The following is a 21,794-nucleotide window of genomic DNA, read 5'->3' as shown; positions in this document are numbered from 1 at the left end:
TTGGCGTTGAAACACGCTCTTTTGATTAGCCAAGCTGCAGCGGGAGATAGCCGCTGCAGCAGGTCGCGACCGGGCCCGTCATCGTGACACCATGTTCCTGCAGATCGATCCGCAGGGTCCCTCCAGGCAGGTGCACCGTTACCGAGTTCGTGCTGATGAAACGACGTTGACGGGCAACAAAGGCCGCGGCACAGGCGCCGGTTCCGCATGCCTGCGTAAGCATTCCCGGCCGCTCCCAAACAGCCAGTTTGATGGTGCAGGCGTCGACAATCTCACCGACGCCTACATTCGTTCCAGATTGAAAAATTGGGTGGTTCTGTATAGGCGGTGCAAACCTTGGAATATCGACATCCGCGAGTCTGTCGACGAAAAACACGGTATGTGGATTTCCTACGCTGACTGCGAAGCCGCCTTTGAGGGGACCGGATTCAATTGGCAAACACGACGTGTCTGCCGGCTCTGTCAACGGAACCTCATTCCACGCAGTGCCTATCGGCCCGAATTGCACACTGACAGCTTCATCTCCCGAAGCGCTGCATCGGAGTAAATCCGCAGCGGTTTCGATCGTAACCGTCTCGTGACCGCTTGCCCTCATGAGGTGATGGGCGACACATCTGGTTGCATTGCCGCAAGCGGACACCTCTGCGCCGTCGATGTTGTAGATGCGCATAAAGACATCTGCGCCACTTGAGCGTCCGGCATCCGTCGGCGGCTCAATGGTGAGCAGTTGCTCCGCACCGACGCCGGACCGCACGTCGCAAATACGCTGGACATCTTCAGCAGGAACCCTCTGGGGCGACCCTCGCAGATCAAGGATCACGAAACAGTTGAAAAGACCATGCATCTTGAGGAACGGGAAATCCGCCCGATGTTGTCGTGGATCAACGGTCACGTTCAACCTGCCTTCATGCTGAATGGCAAGCGGCTGGATACGGAACGCCATTTTGGATTTCGTTCGAGCGCGAGCAGTTCCTCGATAGGTTGACGGCGCCTGATGACGGCAAACCGGTCATCCGAGACGAGTACCTCCGGGATCAACGGCCGGGCGTTGTAGGTGGACGACATCGAAGCGCCATAGGCGCCCGCAGCCAGGAACGCGACAAGGTTTCCAGAAGAAAGCTCCGGAAGGTGGTCGAAGCTTCCAAAAGCATCAGAGCTTTCGCATACCGGGCCGACGATTCTGCACTTTCTTGATCCGCCTGCGGTTGAAGAAACCATCGCAACCGGATGTACCGCCTCGTACATGGCCGGGCGAAGGAGATCATTCATAGCTGCATCGACGATGACGATGTCGAAGTCCGCATGCGGTTTGGAGTACAGGACCTGTGTAACCAGAACACCCGCCTCACCAACAAGTCTGCGGCCAGGCTCAACAGTCAACTCCGCATTGAGGTCGCCGACAGTCTCACGGATAACCGATGCGAAGTCCTTCAACTCCAGTTTGAAGCCTGAACCATAGTCAATCCCGATACCGCCTCCCAGATCGAGCCGTGTGACACTCTGCCCGAGATCTCTGAGATGACGGGTCAGACCAGCTATGCGCGTATAGGCTTTGCGGTAGGGTTCCAAATCGGTAATCTGTGAACCGATATGCGTTGCAAGCCCAACAAGCCGAATGCCTCGCATTCCTGATGCGTGAGGGTAAAGGCTCGCGATCTCATCGATCGATATACCGAACTTGTCGCCTTTGCGACCGGTGGATATCTTGTCATGGCTAAGCGCGTCGATATCTGGATTGACGCGTAACGCAACTGGCGCCTCAACGCCATGACTTGCGGCGACGGCCGATATCAGCTCAAGCTCGGCGACAGATTCGACGTTAAACTGGTGAATTCCGGCGGCAAGCGCTGCCTCGACTTCCGCGCGTGTCTTGCCGACACCCGAAAACACGACGCCATCTCGGCTTGCGCCCGCCGCCACAACGCGCTGCAACTCCCCTCCCGATACGATGTCCATGCCGCATCCGAGTTCGGCGAGCAAGGCGATTACCGAGAGATTGCCATTGGCCTTCACGGCGTAGCAGACGCCGACGTCCAGTCCAAGCGCGGATCTGAAGTCCTGATAGGCGCCTGCAATTGTTCGCGAGGAATACGCATAGAACGGCGTTTCAACTGCTTCGGCAAGGTGGTCAAGCCGAACTCCCTCAATGCTGAGAACACCCGCGCTATCGCGATGAACGGTCTTCTGATGCAGCTTCTGAGAACGCTTGCCTTCTTCTGTCGTTGTCATGTTCATAATTGCCCCTGTGTTGGCGCAACTATTTCAGAAAAAGAGTTCCTAGAAAAATGCGTAGTTTTTTGCCTACTTATTCAAAACTGATATGCTTTCCCTTGAGCCCGGGTCTGGCCTTGCCACACTTCCGGCCGCCGAAGCTCAGCTGAGATCGTCTCACATTCCTGAACGATGAGGCGCGCGGCAGTGGCCGCAAAATCTGAAATCGGCCGCCCGAGAGGCCGACAAACCCCAACGACAAAAGGAATCGAGATCGAAAGAGGCCGCACGACTATTCCGCGCCCTGCGAAAGCGCGGGCCGTGATCGGATTAACCAGGGCTACTCCCAAGCCCTGCTGGACAAACGAACAGATCGCTTCTGCGGTTGTCGTCTCCAGTTTAACGTTTTTCGTGAAGCTCGTGGATTCGAAGAAACTCTGGAAGCGCTTATGATACGCGTCGTTCGACGTATAGCTTATGAGATCGACTTTCTCGAGATCGGAGGGGCTGATTATGCGCAGCGCGGCAAGTGGATGGCCCTCTGGAAGCACGCACACTTCTTCACCGACCGTCACCTCCTCAACATGCATCCCTTCGACTGCCACTCCAACCTCGACCAGCCCGAGCTCATAACGAAGCGCGAGGAGCTCACGCATCAGATCAGCGTGATCCAGCGGCACCATTGCCATGCGGCAGTTTGGATGCTCTCGGAGCAAATCGACGCTGATTTTCGGTACGATCGCGCTGGAAAAAAGAGGCAGACAGGCGATCCGCAGGTAGGACGTTGTATTATCACGTATCGCCTCTGCGGACTGCATCAGTTGTTGAAGTCCGGAGTAAGACCGCTGCACTTCCGCATGGAACAAGACCGCCTTTTCCGTTGCAAGAAGCCGACGCGAGCGTCTCTCAAACAAGGTAAAGCCTAGCAATCTCTCCAACGTCGCGATCTCGCGGCTCAACGTTGGCTGCGAGGTGTGCATAAGTTCAGCAGCCCTGGTGAGGCTCCCCGAGGTCATGACGACGTGGAAGACTTCGATGTGGCGGAGAGAAACACGCATGGCTGCCTCCATATCAGTTATGAATGCGTTATCAGCAAAATAGATATTTGCGCATAAAACAGAAGCTGCCACAATGCGAGAAAATAAGAACGGGAACGTGATGCGCCTTATGGAGGCAAACTGGGCAACTTGAACGTCCCTGGCGTCGCCAGGGTCAGCAGCTGCGCTAACCCCGCGCAGGGTGCATCGCTCCTCTCAACAAAGACAGTCTATGCGCGTCGAAAAGCGCGTCGGAGATTTTCCTCGGACACGTGCTCGATAGGCGCACAAATTGCTTGGTCAGGAAGACGACGAATATGCACTTGTCGAAGGAACTTCAGCACGAAGGGAAGAAGGCGTTGAACACGCCTTTCAAAGACTGGAAGCTGCTGCGCCGCCATAGAATGGTTGCACTCCAGTTGATGCCACTGGTCATGCTGATTGCAGCCTTCTTGATCGTTCCGTTGCTAAGCGCAGCGTGGCAGAGCGTCAATGGAGCGGCGCTGGACTTCAGTCGCTACGGCGCGATTTGGAACGACGGGATTTATTTGAGTGCGATCCTGCGTAGCTTGCAGATTGCGCTGACAACAACAATCATTTGTATCGTCATCGGCTTCCCGATCGCATATTACATGACCACACTCAGCAAACGCGGCCTCGCGCTACTGAGCATCGCCCTGCTGATACCGCTTTTCACCGCCTTCCTGATCCGGACGTACGGCTGGATGGTGATCCTCGGTCGGCGTGGTGTCCTCAATATCGCCTTACAGAATTTAGGTCTCATCGATCAGCCGTTGCGAATCCTGGGCACGAGCACAGCGGTCTACATCGGCTTGGTACACGTCCTCATGCCCATCGGCATTTTCGTTATGTATGGAAGCCTGACGCGTGTCGACCGTTCCCTTGTAACTGCGGCGCAGATCTTGGGAGCCCACCCGGTCAGGGCCTTTGCAAGCGTTCTTCTTCCCATGAGCCGACCGGCGATTTTGTCAGCCGCCATGCTGATTTTCATCATCTCGATTGGATTTTACATCGCGCCCGCACTACTCGGAGGACCAGCCGATACGATGATTTCACAGCTGGTAGTCACGCAAATCACGACGCTTTTGGATTTCCAGAGCGGATATGCGCTGGGTATCATCCTGCTGATGGTGACCATACTGGTTCTTGCGATCGGAAACCGTTTCGTTCCGCTTGAACAATTGTGGTCGGTCGAGGAAAGCGAACAACAGCCTCCGCTCGGAAAACCTCGCCGCGGGGGCGGCCGCGCGTCGGCAGCATCGAGAGCGTTCAAAGCGGCATTGACCTTGATAGAAGATGGCGTCTACCTCAGCCTGCGCCGTCCAACCTGGCTTGCTCCTTTGCTGCTCAAGGTCGCCCTTTGCCTTGTGGTCATGTTCTTGTTGGCGCCACTTGCGATCATTTACATCCTGTCATTCAGTTCTTCTCCGTTTCTCATATTCCCGCCCCCAGGCTTTTCGCTGCAGTGGTACGAGAAATTCCTCACAGACCCCGACTGGCGTGGAGCCCTTTTCCAGAGCTTTAAGGTCGGGGCAATCGTCGCCTTCTTAGCATTGCTAACCGGCACCATGGCCTCCTTCGCCCTGGTTCGAGCAAAGCTTGTCTGGAAGCGTGTCATCTTCCTCCTGGTTATTGCGCCACTTATGCTGCCAATTATTCTCCTCGCTCTTGGCCTGTATCTTTCGACGGCCAAACTCGGGCTGCTTGGGTCATTCCCCGGATTGATAATCGGACATCTGCTGGTTTGCGCACCTTATACGGTGGTAGTTCTTGTCCCTGCGCTGAGGGGTCTGGACCGAAATATCGAGCATGCGGCATCGACGCTCGGCGCCCCACCCCACCTGGTCGTTCGAAAGATAACGCTGCCGCTATTGTTGCCGGCGTTCATGGCCGCCTGGTTGATGGCATTCTTGCAGTCCTTCGACGAGCTCCTGATAACGCTCTTTCTGCTCGGCCGGCAGACGCAGACCCTGCCGATCAAGATGTGGAGCGACATCCGGATCCAGCTTGACCCGACACTCAGCGCCGCCTCCAGCGTCATCGTGACCGCGGTCATTTTCATCGTTGTGGCAACTCAATATCGAGCACTACTGCCTGCACGCAAAAAGACCGACGTCTCCGGAGCATAACCATGAGCACATCTGTTGAATTCCGCAATGTTTCGCGCAAGTACGGAGCGGGCTTCTTTGCCCTGCGCAACACCAGTATCAAAATTGCCGCAGAGGAGTTTGTTTCGCTGCTTGGGCCCTCCGGCTCCGGCAAATCAACGATGCTCAAGCTTCTCGCCGGCTTCGATGAGCCAAGCTCCGGCGACATCCTCGTTGACGGCCGCTCTATACTCTCTACACCACCCCATCTTCGGGGAATCGGCATGGTGTTCCAGAACTACGCGCTGTTTCCGCACATGAGCGTGGCGGACAACATCGCCTTCCCGCTTCGTGTCCGCAAGGCATCAGACGACATAGTTCGGACACGGGTCTCGGATGTACTTGGCATCACGAGGCTAGAGGCCCTCGCCGACCGGTTCCCGAGAGAACTATCCGGCGGTCAACAGCAAAGAGTAGCTCTTGCCCGCGCAATTGTCTTCGACCCGAAGGTCCTCCTGATGGACGAACCGTTGGGAGCGCTCGACAAACATCTGCGAGAACAGCTGAAATTTGAGATCAAGCGCATTCAGCAGCAATTCCGCATGACTGTCCTGTTCGTGACCCATGACCAGGACGAAGCTCTTGTGCTTTCGGATCGCATCGCGATCATGCGTGACGGCGCGATTGAACAACTTTCAACGCCGCAAGAACTCTATCACAAACCGAGAACCAAGTTCGTTGCCACATTCGTTGGAGAATCCAATCTGATCGAGTGCATAAATGACGACGGCCGCCTGCACAGCGATGGGACCAATTTTGCTACGGTTCCCGCGAAATCAGCACAGAACTGTGCGGTCATGATCCGACCCGAGTGCATTAGCATCTCCCGCCAGCCCAGCCCCGGAGCCATGACAGGTCGACTGAAAGAAACCGTGTTCCTTGGCGAGGCGACCCGCTACATCATCAATGCTGGCAAACATGAGATCATCGCGAAGCCAAGGCTCCTGCAGCACGAACAATATCGACCGGGCGACGAGGTTTTCTTGAGTTGGAAAAGCGACGATGTCGTTGTTCTAGACGGCTAGAACTTGGAAGCACAGATTTTCGAGCAACCGTGCGTCGTGGAAGATGCGGGCTGGTGGAGTTTGTCAGCCGAGCCTTTGAGATGCTGTGCAGTTGAAGGGAAAACCTACGATTCTATCGTCACAAAAGTCCTTCGCCTCAAATTGTCCAATAGCCTACATCAGCTTGACCTCGATGGATTGCCAATTTGCACCTGATTTCAATTTGTCGCCTTGCGAGACTCTCGGGAGCCGAGATCGCCGGTCCAACTTGAGCGGCTCACGCTTGACGGGTGGCTAGCAATAGGGATTGGCGTCTGCCCCACCAAATCGGCCGCTACCTATCGCCCTATGCCATTCTCAATGGACGTTCGAGACCCGCTTCAATGAAGAAATCCGCCGCTGCTCACCTGGCGAAAGGCTACCGCGGTCGATTTGATGTTTTACCTCGCCGATATGCCCGTATGATGTGATGGAGCAGGAGCTCGCAGGCAGGGTCAAGGGCGAGCCGACCGCCCCTCACCCCCAATCAAACGGCTATATCCCACCATGGCGATCATGGTCATCGAGGAAAACCGATTTCTTCGGCTCTCGAAAGCACGCTTCGATCTCCATCGATTCCGCAAGCTATGCGTTGCTGATCACGCTTCGGCGAGTTGGGACGCAGATGGCTGGGTGATGGCGAACACGATCAGGCCAAGAAACGTGAGGGCGAAGCCAGCCCAGACTGCAGAAAGGAGGCCAAATCCCGCCGCGATTGCCGCCCCGCCGGCCCAGGCGCCGATGGCGTTGGCAACATTGAGTGCCGCGAGGTTCATTGCGCCCATCAATGTCGGCGCTTCCGGGGCGAAGCTTGTTAACCTCACTTGGATCGTGGGGATCGCAATCATCATCGTAGTGCCGACACCGAAGAGGCCGATCATGAGCAGCACAACATTTCCACCAAAGGATGCGAGAATTGCGAGCACGATCAGCGCGCTGCCGAAACCGATGATGAGGCCCCTCGAGGGATGGCTATCGGCAAGCCTTCCACCAATGAGATTGCCGAGCGTCATGCCGATGCCGAAAAGAGCGAGCGCTAGGGGAATCCAGGCCCGGTCAATCACAGCAATATCGGTCACGAATGGTCCGATGAATGTGTAGACGGCAAAAATGCTGGCGATCCCCAGCGCGGCGACGAGCATCATGTTCCAGACAGATGCGCGGCGAAGCGAGCTCAGCTCCTGCGCGATCGGTCCGCCATTCAACGCGTCGGTCCGCGGTACCCATACCGAGAGCGCCAGGAACGCCAGCACACCTACGCCGGCAACGGCGAAATAGGTGTTCCGCCAACCGAGATTCTGCCCGAGGAAGGTAGCGACGGGCGAACCGATGATGGTTGCGACCGTAAGCCCTGTCATGACGAGCGCAAAAGCCTTGCCGCCGTGTCCAGGTCCAACAATGTAGGAGGCGACGACGGCGCCCGCGCCGAAATAAGCGCCTTGGGGCATCCCGCTGACGAAGCGGGCGAACGCGAACATGCCAAGATTGACTGCGATCGCCGAGAGCACGTTGCCGACGATGAAAATGCAGAGCAACGCCAGAAGCAGGGTCTTCCGGTTGAAGCGGGCAGCCGCCAGAGTGACGAGCGGAGCCCCGATCACGACGCCAAAGGCATAGGCGGTGATGGCGTTCGTCGCCACCGGTATGCTGATATCAAGGCTTTCGGCAAAGAGTTGCAAAACCCCCATGCTGGCGAATTCGGACGTTCCGATACAGAAGCTTCCAAGGGCCAGCGCAAACAAGGTCAGGCCCCGGCGCCGATGCTGCGCCTTGTCCGTGCAATGGGAGTTGACTGCCTTACATTGAGGTTCAAATGCTTTTTGGAGCATGTTCAAACTCCTGTGCACCGCTCGAGGGGTGGGTTGATGATTGCCAGCCTAGATCCGCGTCGAACACTCGCCAAATTCAGAGGTCCCAGCGCGGCTGCGATGCCGTCGGGCCGCCGCAGGGCATTAGAACTTCACGACCGCCCGTCCGACGACCTTATTGTCCCGCTGGAGATCGAGATATTCGTTGATCTCATCGAAACTGATAGTCTTGATGGGTGTGTTGAATTTTGCCTGCGGCGGCGAGCGCCATCACCTCGTTGAGGTCGGCGTTATTGCCCCAGAAAGACCCATGAAACGTCTGCTCGCCGGACACTCGTGGGAACAACGGAATGTCGATGCGATCGCCGATGAAGCCGACATCGGCATAGTGGCCACTGATCGCCAACAAGGCGAAACCCAGTTGCATCATCTCCCGCGCGCCGGCGCAATCGATGATCGCATCGAGCTTGTCCTGCCCGGTGGCCTTCTTGAGCTCCTTGCCGATATCGCCAGCGGACCTGTCCTTGATATCGACGGTGTGGTCGGCTCCATAGCTCTTTGCGACGGCAAGCTTTTCCGGATTGCGGGCGAACGCAACGACGGTCGAACCACCGCCAAGCAGCTTGGCATATTGGACCGCATAGGCACCGAGGCCGCCGATGCCGAACACGCCGACCACTCGATCAGGTCCGAGGCCACCGGCATCGCGGATCTTCTTGATGCCGCGATAGGGCGTCAATCCGGCATCGGTGAGTGGAGCCAGCTCTTCGAATTTCAAATGTTTCGCGACCTTGATCACGTAGCGTGCCGGAACGGGAATATATTCCCCAAACCCACCATAGGTACCGAAGCCTGGCCAACGCACGTTGGCGCAGATATGCGTGTTGCCGACCTGGCAATGGCGACATACGCCATCGCCCCATCCGGGCGCGACCACGACATGATCACCTTCTTCGAGCCCCGCGGCTTTTGCAACGACGTCGCCAATCTTCGCTATCGTGCCGGTGATCTCATGGCCCGGGATGACCGGTGGGGGAATATCGCCGTAGTTCTGGAAAAATCCGTCGACCAGAAGAACGTCGGAGCGGCACATCCCGCATGCCGCAACCTTGACCAGAACCTCGTCCGCCTTGATATCGGGAACCGCTATGTCTTCCAGGACGAGCGGCTTGTGATACTGGAGTATGCGCGCGGCTCTCATGTGTTTCTCGTCTCCTCGATAAGATTGGCTTCGTCGACGGCTGCCTCTGCCCCCGCAATATTCTGCGCAATCCTTCCGGCACTCTTCGTAAGGACGTTTAAGACGGTATGGGCGCAGTGTCCTAGTTCGCCGGCGCAGCCGCGCTGGCGATAAAGTCTGCGACGTCCTGCGGATGCGAAAGCATCACGGCGTGGCTGGAGTCGATTTCAATGACCTTGGCGCCAGCGCGCGCTGCCATAGAACGCTGCTGGCTGGACGGGATCATGTGGTCGTTCTTTGTCACCATGAAGTAGGTGGGCTTGTCCTTCCATGCCGGCGCCGTGACTTTGGCCTGCACAGCGCCGAGCCCCCAGGGAACTTGAGATTCGGCCATGAACCTGGTCTTGGCGGGGTCGACGTCCGCTGCGAAGGACGTCGGGAACTTCGCCGAGTCCACCAAGAGGAAACCGTCGCTTGGCGGAAGCAGAGGCGCCTTGTCTTCGCCGGGCGTCGGCGCCGTGGCGATGTCGTAGACTGACTCGCCTGCTTCAGGAGCAAATGCCGCCAGGTAAACCAGGCTCTTGACCTTGGGTAGGCTGCCGGCCTCGGTAATTACGGCTCCGCCATAAGAATGGCCAACCAGAACGACGGGTTTGCTGGCCCGGGCGATGACCCGCCTGGTGGCATCGACGTCACCCTTAAGGGTAACGGTCGGATTCTGTACGGCCAGAACCTCGTAGCCGTCGGCGGAAAGGATGTCGTGGACCTCCTGCCACCCCGAGGCATCGACGAATGCGCCGTGCACCAGCACGATGGACACAGGCTTGTCGGCTGCGTGGCCGACGACGGCGGAAGCGGTCGTGATCATGACAGTGAGCAATCCTGCTATCGCGCTTTTCATCGCATTCTCTCCAGTGGGTTAATCGACCTCGACCGGGTCGAGAGTGATCGGTGTTCGGTCGGCGAGATCGCCGATCCTGGCGGCATAGTCGTTGAAGTGCGAAGTATTGCGATGGGCGGCGACGGCTGCTTCGTCGACATAAAGCTCATCGAGTACGAAGCGGTCAGGATTGGCCTTGTCTCGCCAGATATCCCACCGCAGATTTCCTGGCTCGGCCCGGCTGCGTACTCGCATCGCCGAGAGAAACGCTCCGAGTTCGGATGCCTTGCCAGGGCGCGCAGTCAGGATACCCACGATCTTAATGTGAGTGGACATGGTTTATTCCTATCTGAGGCGCGAGCCGCGGAATGTCGGCTCCTGCCTGCAAGAGGGCGGCTCGCGACGACATGCCCGAGGTGCTCAGAGACCTACGCCAGCTCCTTCAAAGCGGCGAGCAGCTGTTTTGCAAGCGGTCCCGCCGACGCGGGATTCTGGCCGGTGATGAGGCGGCCATCCACGACAACATGAGGTTCCCAGTTGGACGCAGACGAGTACTCCGCGCCTTCCGCCCTCAATGCGTCCTCGAGTTCGTAGGGTACGTCATCTCGTGCATAGTCGTATTCCTCTTTTTTCGAGAAGGATGTGAGCTTCCTGCCACGCACGAACGGAGTGCCGTCACCGAGGTCCACGCCGAGCAACGAGCACGGGCCGTGACAAACAGCGGTCACGAGCTTGCCCGTGCTCCAGGAGCGCACGACGGCCTTCTGGACGTCCGTATTGCGCTGGATGTCGACCATCGGTCCGAGGCCGCCGGGGATCAGGATGGCGTCGTAGTCCGCGGCGTCCACCTCGGCTAACTTGCGGCTGTGATTGAGGCGACGAAAGGCCTTGCTCTCGAGAAATCCCTTCTGGGCAGGGTCCTTCTCGTCGTACGCGTCGTACGGCGTCCATCCGCCAGCAGGTGATGCGAACTCTACCGCGATTCCGGCCTTGTCGAGCACATCGAAAGGATGAGCGACCTCGGCGAAAAAGAAGCCGGTCTTGCGATTGTGCGGGCCGATCACGGCTGCGTTGGTGACAATAAATAAGACGTGTTTTGTCATGGCTCTCCCCTTGGAAATGATTCATTCGAGGATTCGGCCGAGGATTCGGCCGAGGATTCGGCTTGAGGGCGGTGTCCACCGTCTCGATGAAAGTGGCGACCTGGCTCGGATCCGACAGCATCACTGCGTGGCCGCTGACTAATTCCGTGGTCCGGCGCCTCTGCGCTTCGCCATCATTCACCGCGCGCTGGGCAATGCTGGGCCGATCCGCCCCATCGCCGCTTGGTGCCGTTGGACACCTAGCCCGCTCCCTGAGGGGCTGAATTCCTTAAATGACTTCTTTAAATGCTCGGCTGCCTGGGCTGCCACGATATTTCCGGCGCCTTCCGAGCCGGTCAGGCCACACTTTATAAGCGGCCATCCGCGAGCGGAGACGATCAATGCGTGGGACAACTGGGTCTTTCTTCACGCGGCGAGTCTACATGGGAATGCCGCGCGCCGCCCGTTAATCATGGTAAAATCTGGTTATGAGCTTCAAGCCTCCACGCGACCGTCGACGACGAGACCTCCCCGCCAGCCGGTACCGCTCCAATAGGCGCCGGTGCGGTCTGATATTTCGCCGATTGTCGCGGCCGAAACGCTTGGGCCGTCATTGCTATCTGAATCAGTTCCCGAATCGGCGTAGGATTGCCGGAGAACCAGAGCCGGTCGCAATACCGGCCGAGAACGATTATTGTAGATTGATTATTCGGAATTTATTTATGATCGTCCGAGTGCACCGGGTTTCGTTCGATCCGGTTCATCTGAGCAGCGCGCCGTGATCCGTTGAGCGGCTCGCGCGTTTCCGGTGTCTCGCGTGTGGATCGGTCGGGCAGAAAGCGTAAGCGCCTGCATTCCAGCGGGCGCGTCGAATAGCCTCATAAGCAGCCCCGCAATTGGCTGCTGCCCGCCTTTCGCTTCGGGGCCGGTCAGCAGACCGCTATTAAGTTTTGTTCGGCAAGAAGGAATTTCGAGGGAAAAGATTGTGACGAGCGACCTTGCCGAGCGGCTTTCCCGGTCCTTTTCCTTTGGGCCCTTCGTGCTCGTTCCCGAGCGCCAATTGCTCTTGCAAGGCGATGCCCCTGTTCGGATAGGAGGCCGCGCTCTGGACATCCTGACGATACTGGTCGAGCGCCCAGGTGAACTCGTGAACAAGCGCGAATTGATCACACGCGTTTGGCCAGACGTCGTTGTCGATGATGGAAACCTTAAGGTCAACATGGCTGCCTTGAGGCGAGCCCTCGGCGATGGCGTAGGGACGGCGCAATACATAGTGACCGTTACGGGGCGGGGCTATCGGTTTATTGCGCCAGTCGAAGTCAATCGATTGTTTGGCTTCGCGCCACCGTCGACGGCAGCAAGAATACGCAGCCACAATTTACCGATCGCGACAACGAGCGTGTTCGGGAGGGCCGATGCGATCGAAGCCATTCGACGCGAGTTGAATTCATCCCGGTTGGTGTCGGTTGTCGGTGCCGGTGGCATCGGAAAGACGACGGTTGCGCTGGCCGTCGCCGAGCAGACGATCGGGGTGTTTAGAGACGGGGTTTGGCTGATCGATCTGGCGCCGTTAAAGGATCCGTCACTCGTGCCCTATGCCGTCGCGGCGGCAATCGGTCTGGCAACGCACTCTGCGAATATGCTCGCTGCCTTAGGCAGCTATCTCCGCGATTGCGAAATGCTTCTCGTGTTCGACAACTGCGAGCACATCATTGAAGCGGCAGCCTTCTGTGCGGATCGGATTTTGGCCGAAGCACCATGCATCAGGATTCTCGCCACCAGCCGGGAGCCGCTCCGCATGAGAGGCGAACGCGTTCGCAGGCTATCGGGGCTCGACGCGCCGCCCGCTTCGTCTGACTTGAAAGCTGCCGAAGCGCTCGGGTATCCCGCCATTCAACTCTTCGTCAACCGTGCGACCGACAGGCTTGAGTCGTTCGAACTGAGCGACGCTAATGCACTGACAGTCGCGGAGATTTGCCGGCGACTCGATGGTCTTGCGTTGTCGATCGAACTCGCGGCGACGCGCGTCGATTCTTTCGGAATGGACGGTTTGCTCGCACATCTGGACGATCGATTTCGCCTGCTGAGCGGACATCGCGCCGGCCCCGAGCGCCATCGCACACTGACGGCGGTGATTGACTGGAGCTACGATCTTCTCTCGCAGAGCGAACGCGCGGTTGTGCGCCGGCTATCGGTCCTTGCCGGTTCGTTCAGTCTCGACTCGGCCTGCGCCGTCGCCGGTGAGGGTTTCGAACGGGTGCGGGTGATCGATGATGTGGCCAACCTCGTCGCAAAGTCTCTGTTTTCGGTCGATGTGGTTGCCGACAAGCTTGCTTATCGCCTCCTCGAGACGACGCGCGCATATTGTCTCGAACGACTGCAATTGAGCGGCGAGGAGGAGGTCGTCCGGCGTCGGCATGCGGAGCATATTTGTGCGGTTCTGGAACGGGCAGCAAGCGAGTGGGCCCTGCAGCCCGCCCCGGATTGGGCACGCGCTTATGGAGGCTTCCTCGGCGACCTGCGCTCGGCGCTCGACTGGGCCGGCGGGCCGGCCGCCGACAGATCGCTGTACACCCGCCTCTCTGTCGCGGGGTGCCTGCTCTGGAACCACTTCTCTCTTACGGAAGAATGCCGCGTTCGTGTCTCGCGGGCGCTTGAGGAACTGGACGCAGCAGGACTTGTCGGAACCGCCGCCGAGATGCAGCTTCAGGTGTCGTTCGCAGGCGCAACAATGTTCATGCGCGGCGCCATACCCCTAGCCATCAACGCTATGCAACGAGCGTTGGAAATTGCCGTTCGGATCGGCGACATCGATCATCAACTGCGTTGCCTACGGATGATCGGTACATATCAGTTGTTCGGCGGCCAACACGATGCCGGGATCGGGACGCTTGAAAGCTTCGTTTCAGTCGCCGCCGCAGCGGACCCTTCTGCGTTGTCGGCGGGCGAAACGCATTTGGCAGTAGCCGACCTATTCATAGGCCGGTTTGAAGGCGCCCGCCGACGCATCGAACGCTTTTATGGAAACTATTTGAGAGACTCCAACGACCCGCGGTTCGCGCGTTTCCTGTACGATAGAAATGTCGACGTCGGGAATATCCTGTCGCATATACAGTGGCTTATGGGTCTCCCCGACACGGCAGCGGGTACTGCGGAGGTGACAATCGCGCTAGCGCGAAAGACCGGGCATGAGCTTTCGCTTAGTAATGCACTCGCCTGGGCCAGCCTAACCTTCCTCATGAGCAGGCGTTATCAAGAATGTGGCCGCTTTGCCGCGATGCTTGACGATCAGATCGTACGGCATGGAATTGTGATCTGGCGGCCGGTTGCCACCTTCTGTCGCGGAGCAGTGGCATGTGCTCAAGGGGACATGGCGGCCGAAGGACTACGTGTGCTCGAGCAAGCTGTCGCGGAGTTTCGTGCCATAAGGCATCTGGCGCGGTTCCCCTTCTATCTCGGCGGCTTTGCGGAGGCATTGACCAAGTGCGGCCGCCTGGCCGACGCCGCCACCACCATCCAGGAAGCGCTCGATTGCGCCCACACGCAGAACGAGCAGTGGTGCGTTCCAGAGCTTCTGCGCATCCGGGCCTCCGTTCTTGCGGCCGAAGTCCGGCCTGATGAGGCGGAGACGCTCCTTGTCGAGTCGATCGCGCTGGCCCAGAAGATCGGTGCGTTGTCGTGGCAATTGCGATCAGCGTGCGATCTCGCAAAGCTCTGGCATGTACGACTGCGGGCGCATGATGCGCGCAAAATGCTGCAACCCATTTATAATGAATTCACTGAAGGGTTGGAAACGCACGACCTTGCCCTCGCAGCCGACCTGCTTGCCTCACTTGCGCACCTTGGTGAGGGCGACGGGGTCTAAAACCAATCTCGCCAACTTCGGTCCCTCAAACTGCATGCGAGGGCTAAAGGTGAGATGAAGTGGGTAAGGACGAAGATGACAGGTCAGCTGCCATTCTGATGTTTCGCTATGGCCGGCTGTCGGATTTTTCGGCCAAACCACAACTTTGCTAGAATCAGCGCATCGTGCCGGTTCCTTCGATCCGTCTCCTGTAAGTTTTGCAGTTGAAGGAACACGAACCGACGGCACGCCATTTCTATCGGGGATTGGTGGCATCGGCTATCGGCGTACCTTCTCGCCACGCTACGCGAGCGCGAGCTTGCCCGTGCAGGCGCGGAGATGCCTGCGACCAAGGGCCTGCCGTTTCGCGCCACCGCCGACGGCGAGACCGTCGTTCACCGGGACCATTCAGCTATCCAGCGGCAAGTTCGCTGTGGTCGAGCAGGCACGCGCGTTCACCCTTGTCCCGTGAGGTCCGGTCATAGACCGCCAGCTCGGCCGCGAGGTCAGCGGCACCCTGCATGGTGGATCGGTATCATGGCAGTTGGGGCGGCCGTGATATCGCTGGCCGGCTCACTTGGCGCCTATTTCGAGTGACGGGCGAGATAACGCCGTTTAGGATCGCCAGTTTTTCCTCTCTCGGCCGATCGAGCTGTTGAGCAATCGCTGCACCTCGGCATCAACCCGGCTCTGCGAAAGCCCGGCTATGCCGAACCTATCGTAAAGTGATGACAGCAATGGCAAAAGCAGTTCGGCCAAGCGGCCTTCCACGTTATCGGCCGGTAACGATGCCTCAAGCACGGCTTCGTCAGCCCGCGCCGGATGACCTTCGATGATCATATCGCTCAGTGGATTTGCCCATGAGCGAAGCACGCGACCTGTAAGCCCCGTAAACATGGCGCGAAAGTGGATCGTAACGGAACTGTCTGGCTCGCGGCGGAGGAGGGAAGCAAGCCGTTCTGCATGCAACAAGACTTCGCCCATCCGCCACAAAGGCAGGGTCGTATCGAGAATGCTACCTGCTGGAAAAGTCTCGCTACCATCTTCCTGATAGCCGCGGACCAGAAACATGTTCCCGGTCGGTGCGGCGCGCCAGAAATCGCAATGAGCGGGATCGCTAAATCCACGTTCGACGTCGTCACCTTGAGATGCGAGCCAACACTCTATTACGCCGTCGATCTCGTAAGGTCGGATGCCTTCTCGTGTTGGCAGCCAGAATGGCGGCCATCCCGTTTTGCGGACAACAGCCTTTTCGAGCGTTCGTTCGAAGGCGCCGAGGCCCGGTGCTTTGAGATCACCTTCGAGCCAATAGTCGATCTGATAGAAGCCGTCTGGAAACCGCGCGGGCGAGTCTGGCGGAAGGTTCGCCGTCAGTTGGCGCCAGCGCTCACGGGCTTGACGGACAAATCGTGACTGTGCGTCGCCTTCCACAGGTTCATCGACAAGACCGACAACCCTTAGGATATCGAGAGCCTTTGCCAGCGTCAGCGTCGTGTCGCCTCGTTCGAAGGCAGCCATCGTCGGATGACTGACGCCGGCAAGGGCCGAGTGGCCCTTTTGTGTGAGACCCTCGGCTTTGCGTCGGCGCAGGGCCTCTTCGACAATCCGCTGCCAGGAAAGCGGCGCTATGCTTCCAGAATTCTCAAACATGAGTTGTCCACGATCTCTTTGAATCGGTGCATGAAGCCATCCGGTGGCTCCACCTCCGGCGGTTGAATGATCGACGTGGCCTTTTCGACTTGCCGCTTCATTTGCTTGAAGGACTGATTGACGGCTGCCTCGGGCAATCCGATCGTCTTCCCAAACGACCGAAACAAACCTTGATCGGCAGCTTCCAAATGAACCTTGTTCCCACCAAATGAGAGCGCCAGCGTTTGGTCGAACCCGTCGTACAATGCAGTATTCACGACGTCATAAGCTGGCGACAGACGGAGGCCCGTCGGCGTTTCCAGCAATGAAAAATTTTTCAGATGACCGTCGCAATACGGCTCGCGCTCCGTCTCGGGCCAGCGCAGGCGCTTAAACCAGTTGTAGGCAGTCGCATCCCGCATCTTGGCGAGATCGAGCACCGTCAGCATTCAGCACTCTGGCGACAGCAGGAAATGCTGGCCCTTGGGCGTGCCTTCGGGGTCCGCCAAGGCTCAACTCTTCCGCGATCCGGAGGAACGCCGGGCGTATTTCCAAGCCTCCGCCCAAGGCACTGACGGCCAGCACCGCAGCGTGCGGTTGGACAGGGGTAGCGATGGCGTTGATGGATCATGTTCAGGCTCCAGAAGTCGACGGCAAGCACAGGGGATCGGCGGCCGAAAACGGCCGCAGGAAGATCAGAACTGTATGCGTATCATCCTGAACATGACCCACGTACTTACCTGGCATCTTCACAGGAGTCGATCGGAGCAGAATCGGATGGTAAACGTGCTCGCTTTCAAGCGGCGAGCGCCGCAGCCATCCGGCGCAGTTCTGGCATCATCTGCGGCTCTTCAGGTTCAACGATTTCAGAGCCAATATCCATCACGATGGATTTGACCAACGTTGTTTTATTCAACGCGCTTTTCTTGATGAGTTCGTCAAACTCGTCGCCAACGCGGGGGGTCACTTTCATGGAAAGACGTTTTGTCGGGGCATCGTGCCAGCTTTTCCACTTCGCTCGATGAACCTCCGCATTTCTGCGAAGTCGCTCGACCAAGGAATCATCATTTAGAGACCTGTGAACGAAGTAGGCGATCAGTTTTTTTCGGAGGAGTACGCCAGCAGAAGGATCAATGCGATAGGATGCCAAGTCCAACGTATCCAGAAACGGCGCAGCCACAATTACTTCCAAAGGTCTTGAAGCAATCTCACGAGCAACACGGATGGCTGGCGTCGACTGCGGTGGGATAGCCACAACGGTTCCACACTCGTCGCAGGTAGCCGCCATGATCTGCTTCGCCACCCCGATCCCGCTTTCGAAAGGCACGTCGTGGTAATCGAAAGTTGTCGCAACAAGCTTCTGACACTTTTCGCAGAGCGCCTTGCTCTTATCTCCAACATACCAGATTTTCATATTCGCCTACCTTGATGGATGTACACTTATGAAGACCGTATCCGGGTCAACGAAATAGAATTTTATGTACCATCCGTCTCGTTTGAGGATGCGGACTTGAACGCCCTTGAATTCATGGTGTTCAGAGCTTTCATGATGCGTGCCATTACACCTGTCGATGATTGTTATCAGTTGCTGCGGTGAGATGTCGCCAGTCATCAAGGCATTCTTGTCCTCGATGCTCCCACGACCCGCATGCAGATAAGTACCATCCTTCAGTGCCTTGATGACGGGACCTGACGCCCTTAAAAGCCATCTCGTCCTCAATATACGAAGATCTTCGTATAAATCAATGAGTGAGGCACGCTAAAAATGCTCGCATCAATCGGTACTGCGCAACCCTCAGTAAAATGGAAACGAGCAACAATCGCGCGAGGTACAGGAAGACGGACAGCGGCTCAGGGTAACCGAAAAAATTCGGCCGGAAGTACTCACTTATTCAGATGTTTAGACCGAATTTGGTGGTTTTTGCTACCTAACCATGAAATCGTACGTCGTCCGGCATTACCAGTCGTCGTCAACCTGACTACTAGTGAAGCCATGTATGGGCTGTAGATCGGCGGCAAATTAAAATCGAGGTATAGCTTCGTTTTTCCAATGGAGATTTCAAGAAATAATTTAAAACTTCATCGGCTTGGTCGCGGCCATGTATGTTGAAAAATATCAACCCATAAACGGACAACTAGCCACTCCTACATGTGCAATCGACCTAACCCTTCGATGCGCACGCCTAAGCTGGGGTCGAAGACGAACGCATTCCGGGGTCGCTTGCGGGAGGAAGAAGGACGCTCACAGCTGGACCGAAAGCCGTCCATTCATACTGGCGATCGGACGACTAGCTCCACGAGTAGCTCTATGAGGAACACTTTACTTGCAGATCGCTTCGGCCAGAAAGCCGCGCAGCGCCTCCCCAAAGGGCGGCCGCATCATGTATTCCGCCTCCACCATCCTGCTCTGATGATAGATGGCGCGCGGATGTGAGAAGGCGAGGAAGCCGAACTTGCCGTGATAGGCACCCATGCCGGAATGGCCGACGCCGCCGAAGGGCAGGCCTTCCGCCGTGACGTGGCTCATGCAATCGTTGACGGTCACGCCGCCAGAGGTCGTATTGTCAAGAACGCGACGCTCCTCTTCGCCATCCTGGCTGAAGTAATAGAGGGCGAGCGGGCGCGGCCGGGCGTTGATGCGATCGATAACATCGGCGACATCGCGATAGGAAAGAACCGGCAGCACCGGTCCGAAGATTTCCTCCTGCAGCGCGCGCATATCGTCGGTGGGATCGAGGATCAGGGTCGGCGGCATGCGGTGGGCCGATTGCTGCGAGAAATTCTCTCCCGCCGGATTGATCTCGACGATACGGGCGCCCTTGGCCCTGGCGTCGTCGACCAGGCCCTGCACACGGGCATGATGACGGCCATTGGCGATCGAAGTGTAGTCGGGATTTTCCTTCAGCGACGGATACATCGCACCGACCGCCGCCACCGCATGTTCGGCAAAGGCTTCGACGCTTTCCTCGGGCACGTAGACATGATCAGGCGCCAGGCAGATCTGGCCGGCATTCAGCGTCTTGACGGTCATGATGCGGCGTGCCGCGTCTGCGAGATCGGCCGAGCGACCAACGATGACGGGCGACTTGCCGCCGAGTTCGAGCGTCAGCGGCGTCAGGTTTTCCGCCGCAGCCCGCATGACATGATGGGCAACCGCCGTGCCGCCGGTGAAGATCAGATGGTCGAAGGCAAGCGATGTAAAGGCCGTGCCCGTCGCCGGTCCGCCCTGCACGACGGCGATCTCCGTTTCGTCGAAGGAGCGGGCGACGAGTTCGGCCATCAAGGCTGATGAAGCCGGCGTCACCTCCGACGGTTTGATCATCGCGCGGTTGCCGGCGGCGAGAATGCCGGCAAGCGGCGCAAGGGCGAGCTGGTACGGAAAATTCCAGGGGCTCAGGATGCCGACCACCCCCTTCGGCTGATAGACGACTTTGGCGACAGCATCCGGAAACAGTGCCTCGTGCTCTTCCGGCTTCAGCCATTCGGCCAGATGGGCCTTGGCATATTTGAGCGAACCGATGCAGGTAAAGACGTCGAGAAGCAGGCTCGCTTCGACGCTGCGGCTGCCGAAATCGTCCGACAGAGCCGCCGCAATCGCGTCCTTATGATCGACGAGAAGGGCGATGACGCGGTCGATACGATCGGTGCGGGTCTCGATATCAGGCGGCCCCTCCTTGAGGAAAGACGCCCTTTGCCGGGCAAGCAGCTCCTTCATGACGTCAGCACTGGTATCGGTGGCGATTGGGGTGACGGTGTTCATTGGTTCCTCCCTCGAACGATGTCAGGCGCCGGGCTGGCGCACGATCGGTTTCAGCACGATGCCACTTTCGGAGTCCTCCACCGCCCGGTTGATGTCGGCGAAATCGTAGAAGCGGACGAGCCTGTCGAACGGGAAGCGCCCCTGCCGATGGAGATCGATCAATAGCGGGATCAGCACGTCGGGATTGGAATCGCCCTCGACGATGCCGCGCACCCGGCGTCCGCCGGACAGGATATGGGTGAGGTCGAGCGTCAGCGTCGCACCATGCGGCGAGGCCCCGACGATGCCGCAGGTGCCGCGGGGCGCCAGCACCCGCACACACTGGTCGATGACGGCGGGCACACCCGAGGCATCAATCGCATAATCGACGCCGGCGCCGGTCAGCGCCATGATCGCGGCGACGGCATCGCTTGCCTTGCCGTCGACGATATCGGTCGCGCCGAGTTCGGCCGCAAGCGCCAACCGTGTCTCGTTGACATCGACGGCGATGATCCTGGAAGCGCCGACAATTCGCGCCGCCATCACGGCGGCCAGGCCGACCGAACCCATGCCGAAGACCGCGAGCACCTTTCCCGGTTCAACCTTCAGCGCATTCATCACAGCGCCGGCGCCGGTCTGGATACCGCAGGCGAGTGGCCCGAGCAGCGCCAGATCCGCATCATCAGGCACTTTCACGATATTGCGCTCATGGCACAGCGCATGGCTCGCAAAGGAGGATTGTCCGAAAATATTGCCATGAACCCGCTCTCCCTCGCATGAGAGCCCGCTCGAACCATCGGCGCGCGCACCGAAGAAATTGCGCGGGAAGAATTCGTGGCAATAGGTCTCCTCGTGATCGTTGCAGCTCGGGCAACGACCGCAAGAGTTGAAGGTCATCACCACGTGATCGCCCGGCGCCACCTTGGCGACGCCCGGCCCGACGCGTTCGACGATGCCGGCGCCTTCATGACCGAGCACGACCGGCTGCGGCACCGGCAGGTGTTGGTCACGCATGACAATATCGGTGTGGCAAACGCCGGTCGCTACGACGCGAACCAGGATCTCCCCCTCGCGCGGCTCCTCCAGATCGAGCCTTTCCAGTGAAAACGGCGTATGGGGCGCACGCGCCACCGCGGCGTGGATCTTCATTGCTTTCCTCCCTCCCAATGATCG

15 protein-coding genes and 2 pseudogenes are annotated in these 21,794 nt (G+C 58.3%); 4 read left to right on the top strand and 13 right to left on the bottom strand.

Going from position 1 to position 21,794, the window contains the following annotated elements; all coding sequences use genetic code 11:
• Nucleotides 1-25 precede the first annotated feature (25 nt).
• The 3 genes from dapF to NBG89_RS22575 form a co-directional block, all read right to left on the bottom strand.
• Complete coding sequence (gene dapF, locus NBG89_RS22585; protein ID WP_431324318.1) at nucleotides 26-943, bottom strand: diaminopimelate epimerase; 918 nt, start codon at nucleotides 941-943, stop codon at nucleotides 26-28.
• The gene (gene lysA / locus NBG89_RS22580; RefSeq protein WP_431324317.1) at nucleotides 895-2,229 is read right to left on the bottom strand and encodes a diaminopimelate decarboxylase; all 1,335 of its coding nucleotides are present in this window, start codon (nucleotides 2,227-2,229) and stop codon (nucleotides 895-897) included. The genes dapF and lysA overlap by 49 nt, the downstream gene beginning before the upstream one ends.
• Nucleotides 2,230-2,309: 80 nt before the next feature.
• Nucleotides 2,310-3,269, bottom strand: coding sequence for a LysR family transcriptional regulator (locus tag NBG89_RS22575; protein WP_431324316.1), 960 nt, complete (start codon nucleotides 3,267-3,269; stop codon nucleotides 2,310-2,312).
• A 302-nt stretch (nucleotides 3,270-3,571) separates the two neighbouring features.
• On the opposite strand from NBG89_RS22575, the gene NBG89_RS22570 reads away from it, so the two are divergent.
• Nucleotides 3,572-5,398, top strand: a complete 1,827-nt coding sequence (locus tag NBG89_RS22570) for an ABC transporter permease subunit (protein ID WP_431324315.1) — start codon at nucleotides 3,572-3,574, stop codon at nucleotides 5,396-5,398.
• Between the two features lie 2 nt (nucleotides 5,399-5,400).
• Nucleotides 5,401-6,441, top strand: a complete 1,041-nt coding sequence (locus tag NBG89_RS22565; protein WP_431324314.1) for an ABC transporter ATP-binding protein — start codon at nucleotides 5,401-5,403, stop codon at nucleotides 6,439-6,441.
• 617 nt (nucleotides 6,442-7,058) lie between these two features.
• Here the strand turns inward: NBG89_RS22565 and NBG89_RS22560 are convergent.
• The 5 genes and pseudogenes from NBG89_RS22560 to NBG89_RS22540 all read right to left on the bottom strand — a co-directional run bounded on the left by NBG89_RS22560 (nucleotide 7,059) and on the right by NBG89_RS22540 (nucleotide 11,430).
• Nucleotides 7,059-8,288, bottom strand: coding sequence for an MFS transporter (locus tag NBG89_RS22560; RefSeq protein WP_431324313.1), 1,230 nt, complete (start codon nucleotides 8,286-8,288; stop codon nucleotides 7,059-7,061).
• 123 nt (nucleotides 8,289-8,411) lie between these two features.
• Nucleotides 8,412-9,468 (bottom strand): annotated as a pseudogene (locus NBG89_RS22555) (NAD(P)-dependent alcohol dehydrogenase).
• Between the two features lie 121 nt (nucleotides 9,469-9,589).
• Nucleotides 9,590-10,348 carry an alpha/beta hydrolase gene (locus NBG89_RS22550; RefSeq protein ID WP_431324312.1) on the bottom strand — a complete coding sequence of 253 codons (759 nt, stop codon included), beginning with the start codon at nucleotides 10,346-10,348 and terminating at the stop codon, nucleotides 9,590-9,592.
• An 18-nt stretch (nucleotides 10,349-10,366) separates the two neighbouring features.
• A complete protein-coding gene (locus NBG89_RS22545; RefSeq protein WP_431324311.1) occupies nucleotides 10,367-10,663 on the bottom strand; it encodes a putative quinol monooxygenase in 297 nt (98 codons plus the stop codon).
• A gap of 92 nt (nucleotides 10,664-10,755) precedes the next feature.
• Nucleotides 10,756-11,430, bottom strand: coding sequence for a type 1 glutamine amidotransferase domain-containing protein (locus NBG89_RS22540; RefSeq protein ID WP_431324310.1), 675 nt, complete (start codon nucleotides 11,428-11,430; stop codon nucleotides 10,756-10,758).
• A 964-nt stretch (nucleotides 11,431-12,394) separates the two neighbouring features.
• On the opposite strand from NBG89_RS22540, the gene NBG89_RS22535 reads away from it, so the two are divergent.
• Together NBG89_RS22535 and NBG89_RS22530 are read left to right on the top strand one after the other, a co-directional pair.
• Nucleotides 12,395-15,274, top strand: a complete 2,880-nt coding sequence (locus NBG89_RS22535; protein WP_431324309.1) for an ATP-binding protein — start codon at nucleotides 12,395-12,397, stop codon at nucleotides 15,272-15,274.
• 270 nt (nucleotides 15,275-15,544) lie between these two features.
• Nucleotides 15,545-15,812 (top strand): annotated as a pseudogene (locus NBG89_RS22530) (DUF3363 domain-containing protein); the annotation flags it as partial.
• Between the two features lie 56 nt (nucleotides 15,813-15,868).
• Here the strand turns inward: NBG89_RS22530 and NBG89_RS22525 are convergent.
• The 5 genes from NBG89_RS22525 to NBG89_RS22505 all read right to left on the bottom strand — a co-directional run bounded on the left by NBG89_RS22525 (nucleotide 15,869) and on the right by NBG89_RS22505 (nucleotide 21,770).
• Entirely contained in the window at nucleotides 15,869-16,903 is a 1,035-nt protein-coding gene (locus NBG89_RS22525) for a helix-turn-helix domain-containing protein (RefSeq protein ID WP_431324308.1), read from the bottom strand.
• Nucleotides 16,879-17,331: a HipA domain-containing protein gene (locus NBG89_RS22520; RefSeq protein WP_431324307.1), complete on the bottom strand. Its 453-nt coding sequence runs from the start codon at nucleotides 17,329-17,331 to the stop codon at nucleotides 16,879-16,881. The genes NBG89_RS22525 and NBG89_RS22520 overlap by 25 nt, the downstream gene beginning before the upstream one ends.
• A gap of 347 nt (nucleotides 17,332-17,678) precedes the next feature.
• A complete protein-coding gene (locus tag NBG89_RS22515) occupies nucleotides 17,679-18,296 on the bottom strand; it encodes a hypothetical protein (RefSeq protein ID WP_431324306.1) in 618 nt (205 codons plus the stop codon).
• A gap of 906 nt (nucleotides 18,297-19,202) precedes the next feature.
• Nucleotides 19,203-20,642 (bottom strand): coniferyl aldehyde dehydrogenase, encoded by a 1,440-nt coding sequence (locus NBG89_RS22510; RefSeq protein ID WP_431324305.1) that lies wholly within the window; start codon nucleotides 20,640-20,642, stop codon nucleotides 19,203-19,205.
• A 21-nt stretch (nucleotides 20,643-20,663) separates the two neighbouring features.
• Complete coding sequence (locus NBG89_RS22505; protein ID WP_431324304.1) at nucleotides 20,664-21,770, bottom strand: NAD(P)-dependent alcohol dehydrogenase; 1,107 nt, start codon at nucleotides 21,768-21,770, stop codon at nucleotides 20,664-20,666.
• Nucleotides 21,771-21,794: the final 24 nt, after the last annotated feature.

This window comes from Rhizobium sp. YTU87027 (assembly GCF_050644135.1).
Taxonomy (GTDB): Bacteria; Pseudomonadota; Alphaproteobacteria; order Rhizobiales; family Rhizobiaceae; genus Rhizobium.
Note: the sequence above shows the minus strand (reverse complement) of the source record. Positions and strands in the feature narration are given on the sequence as shown.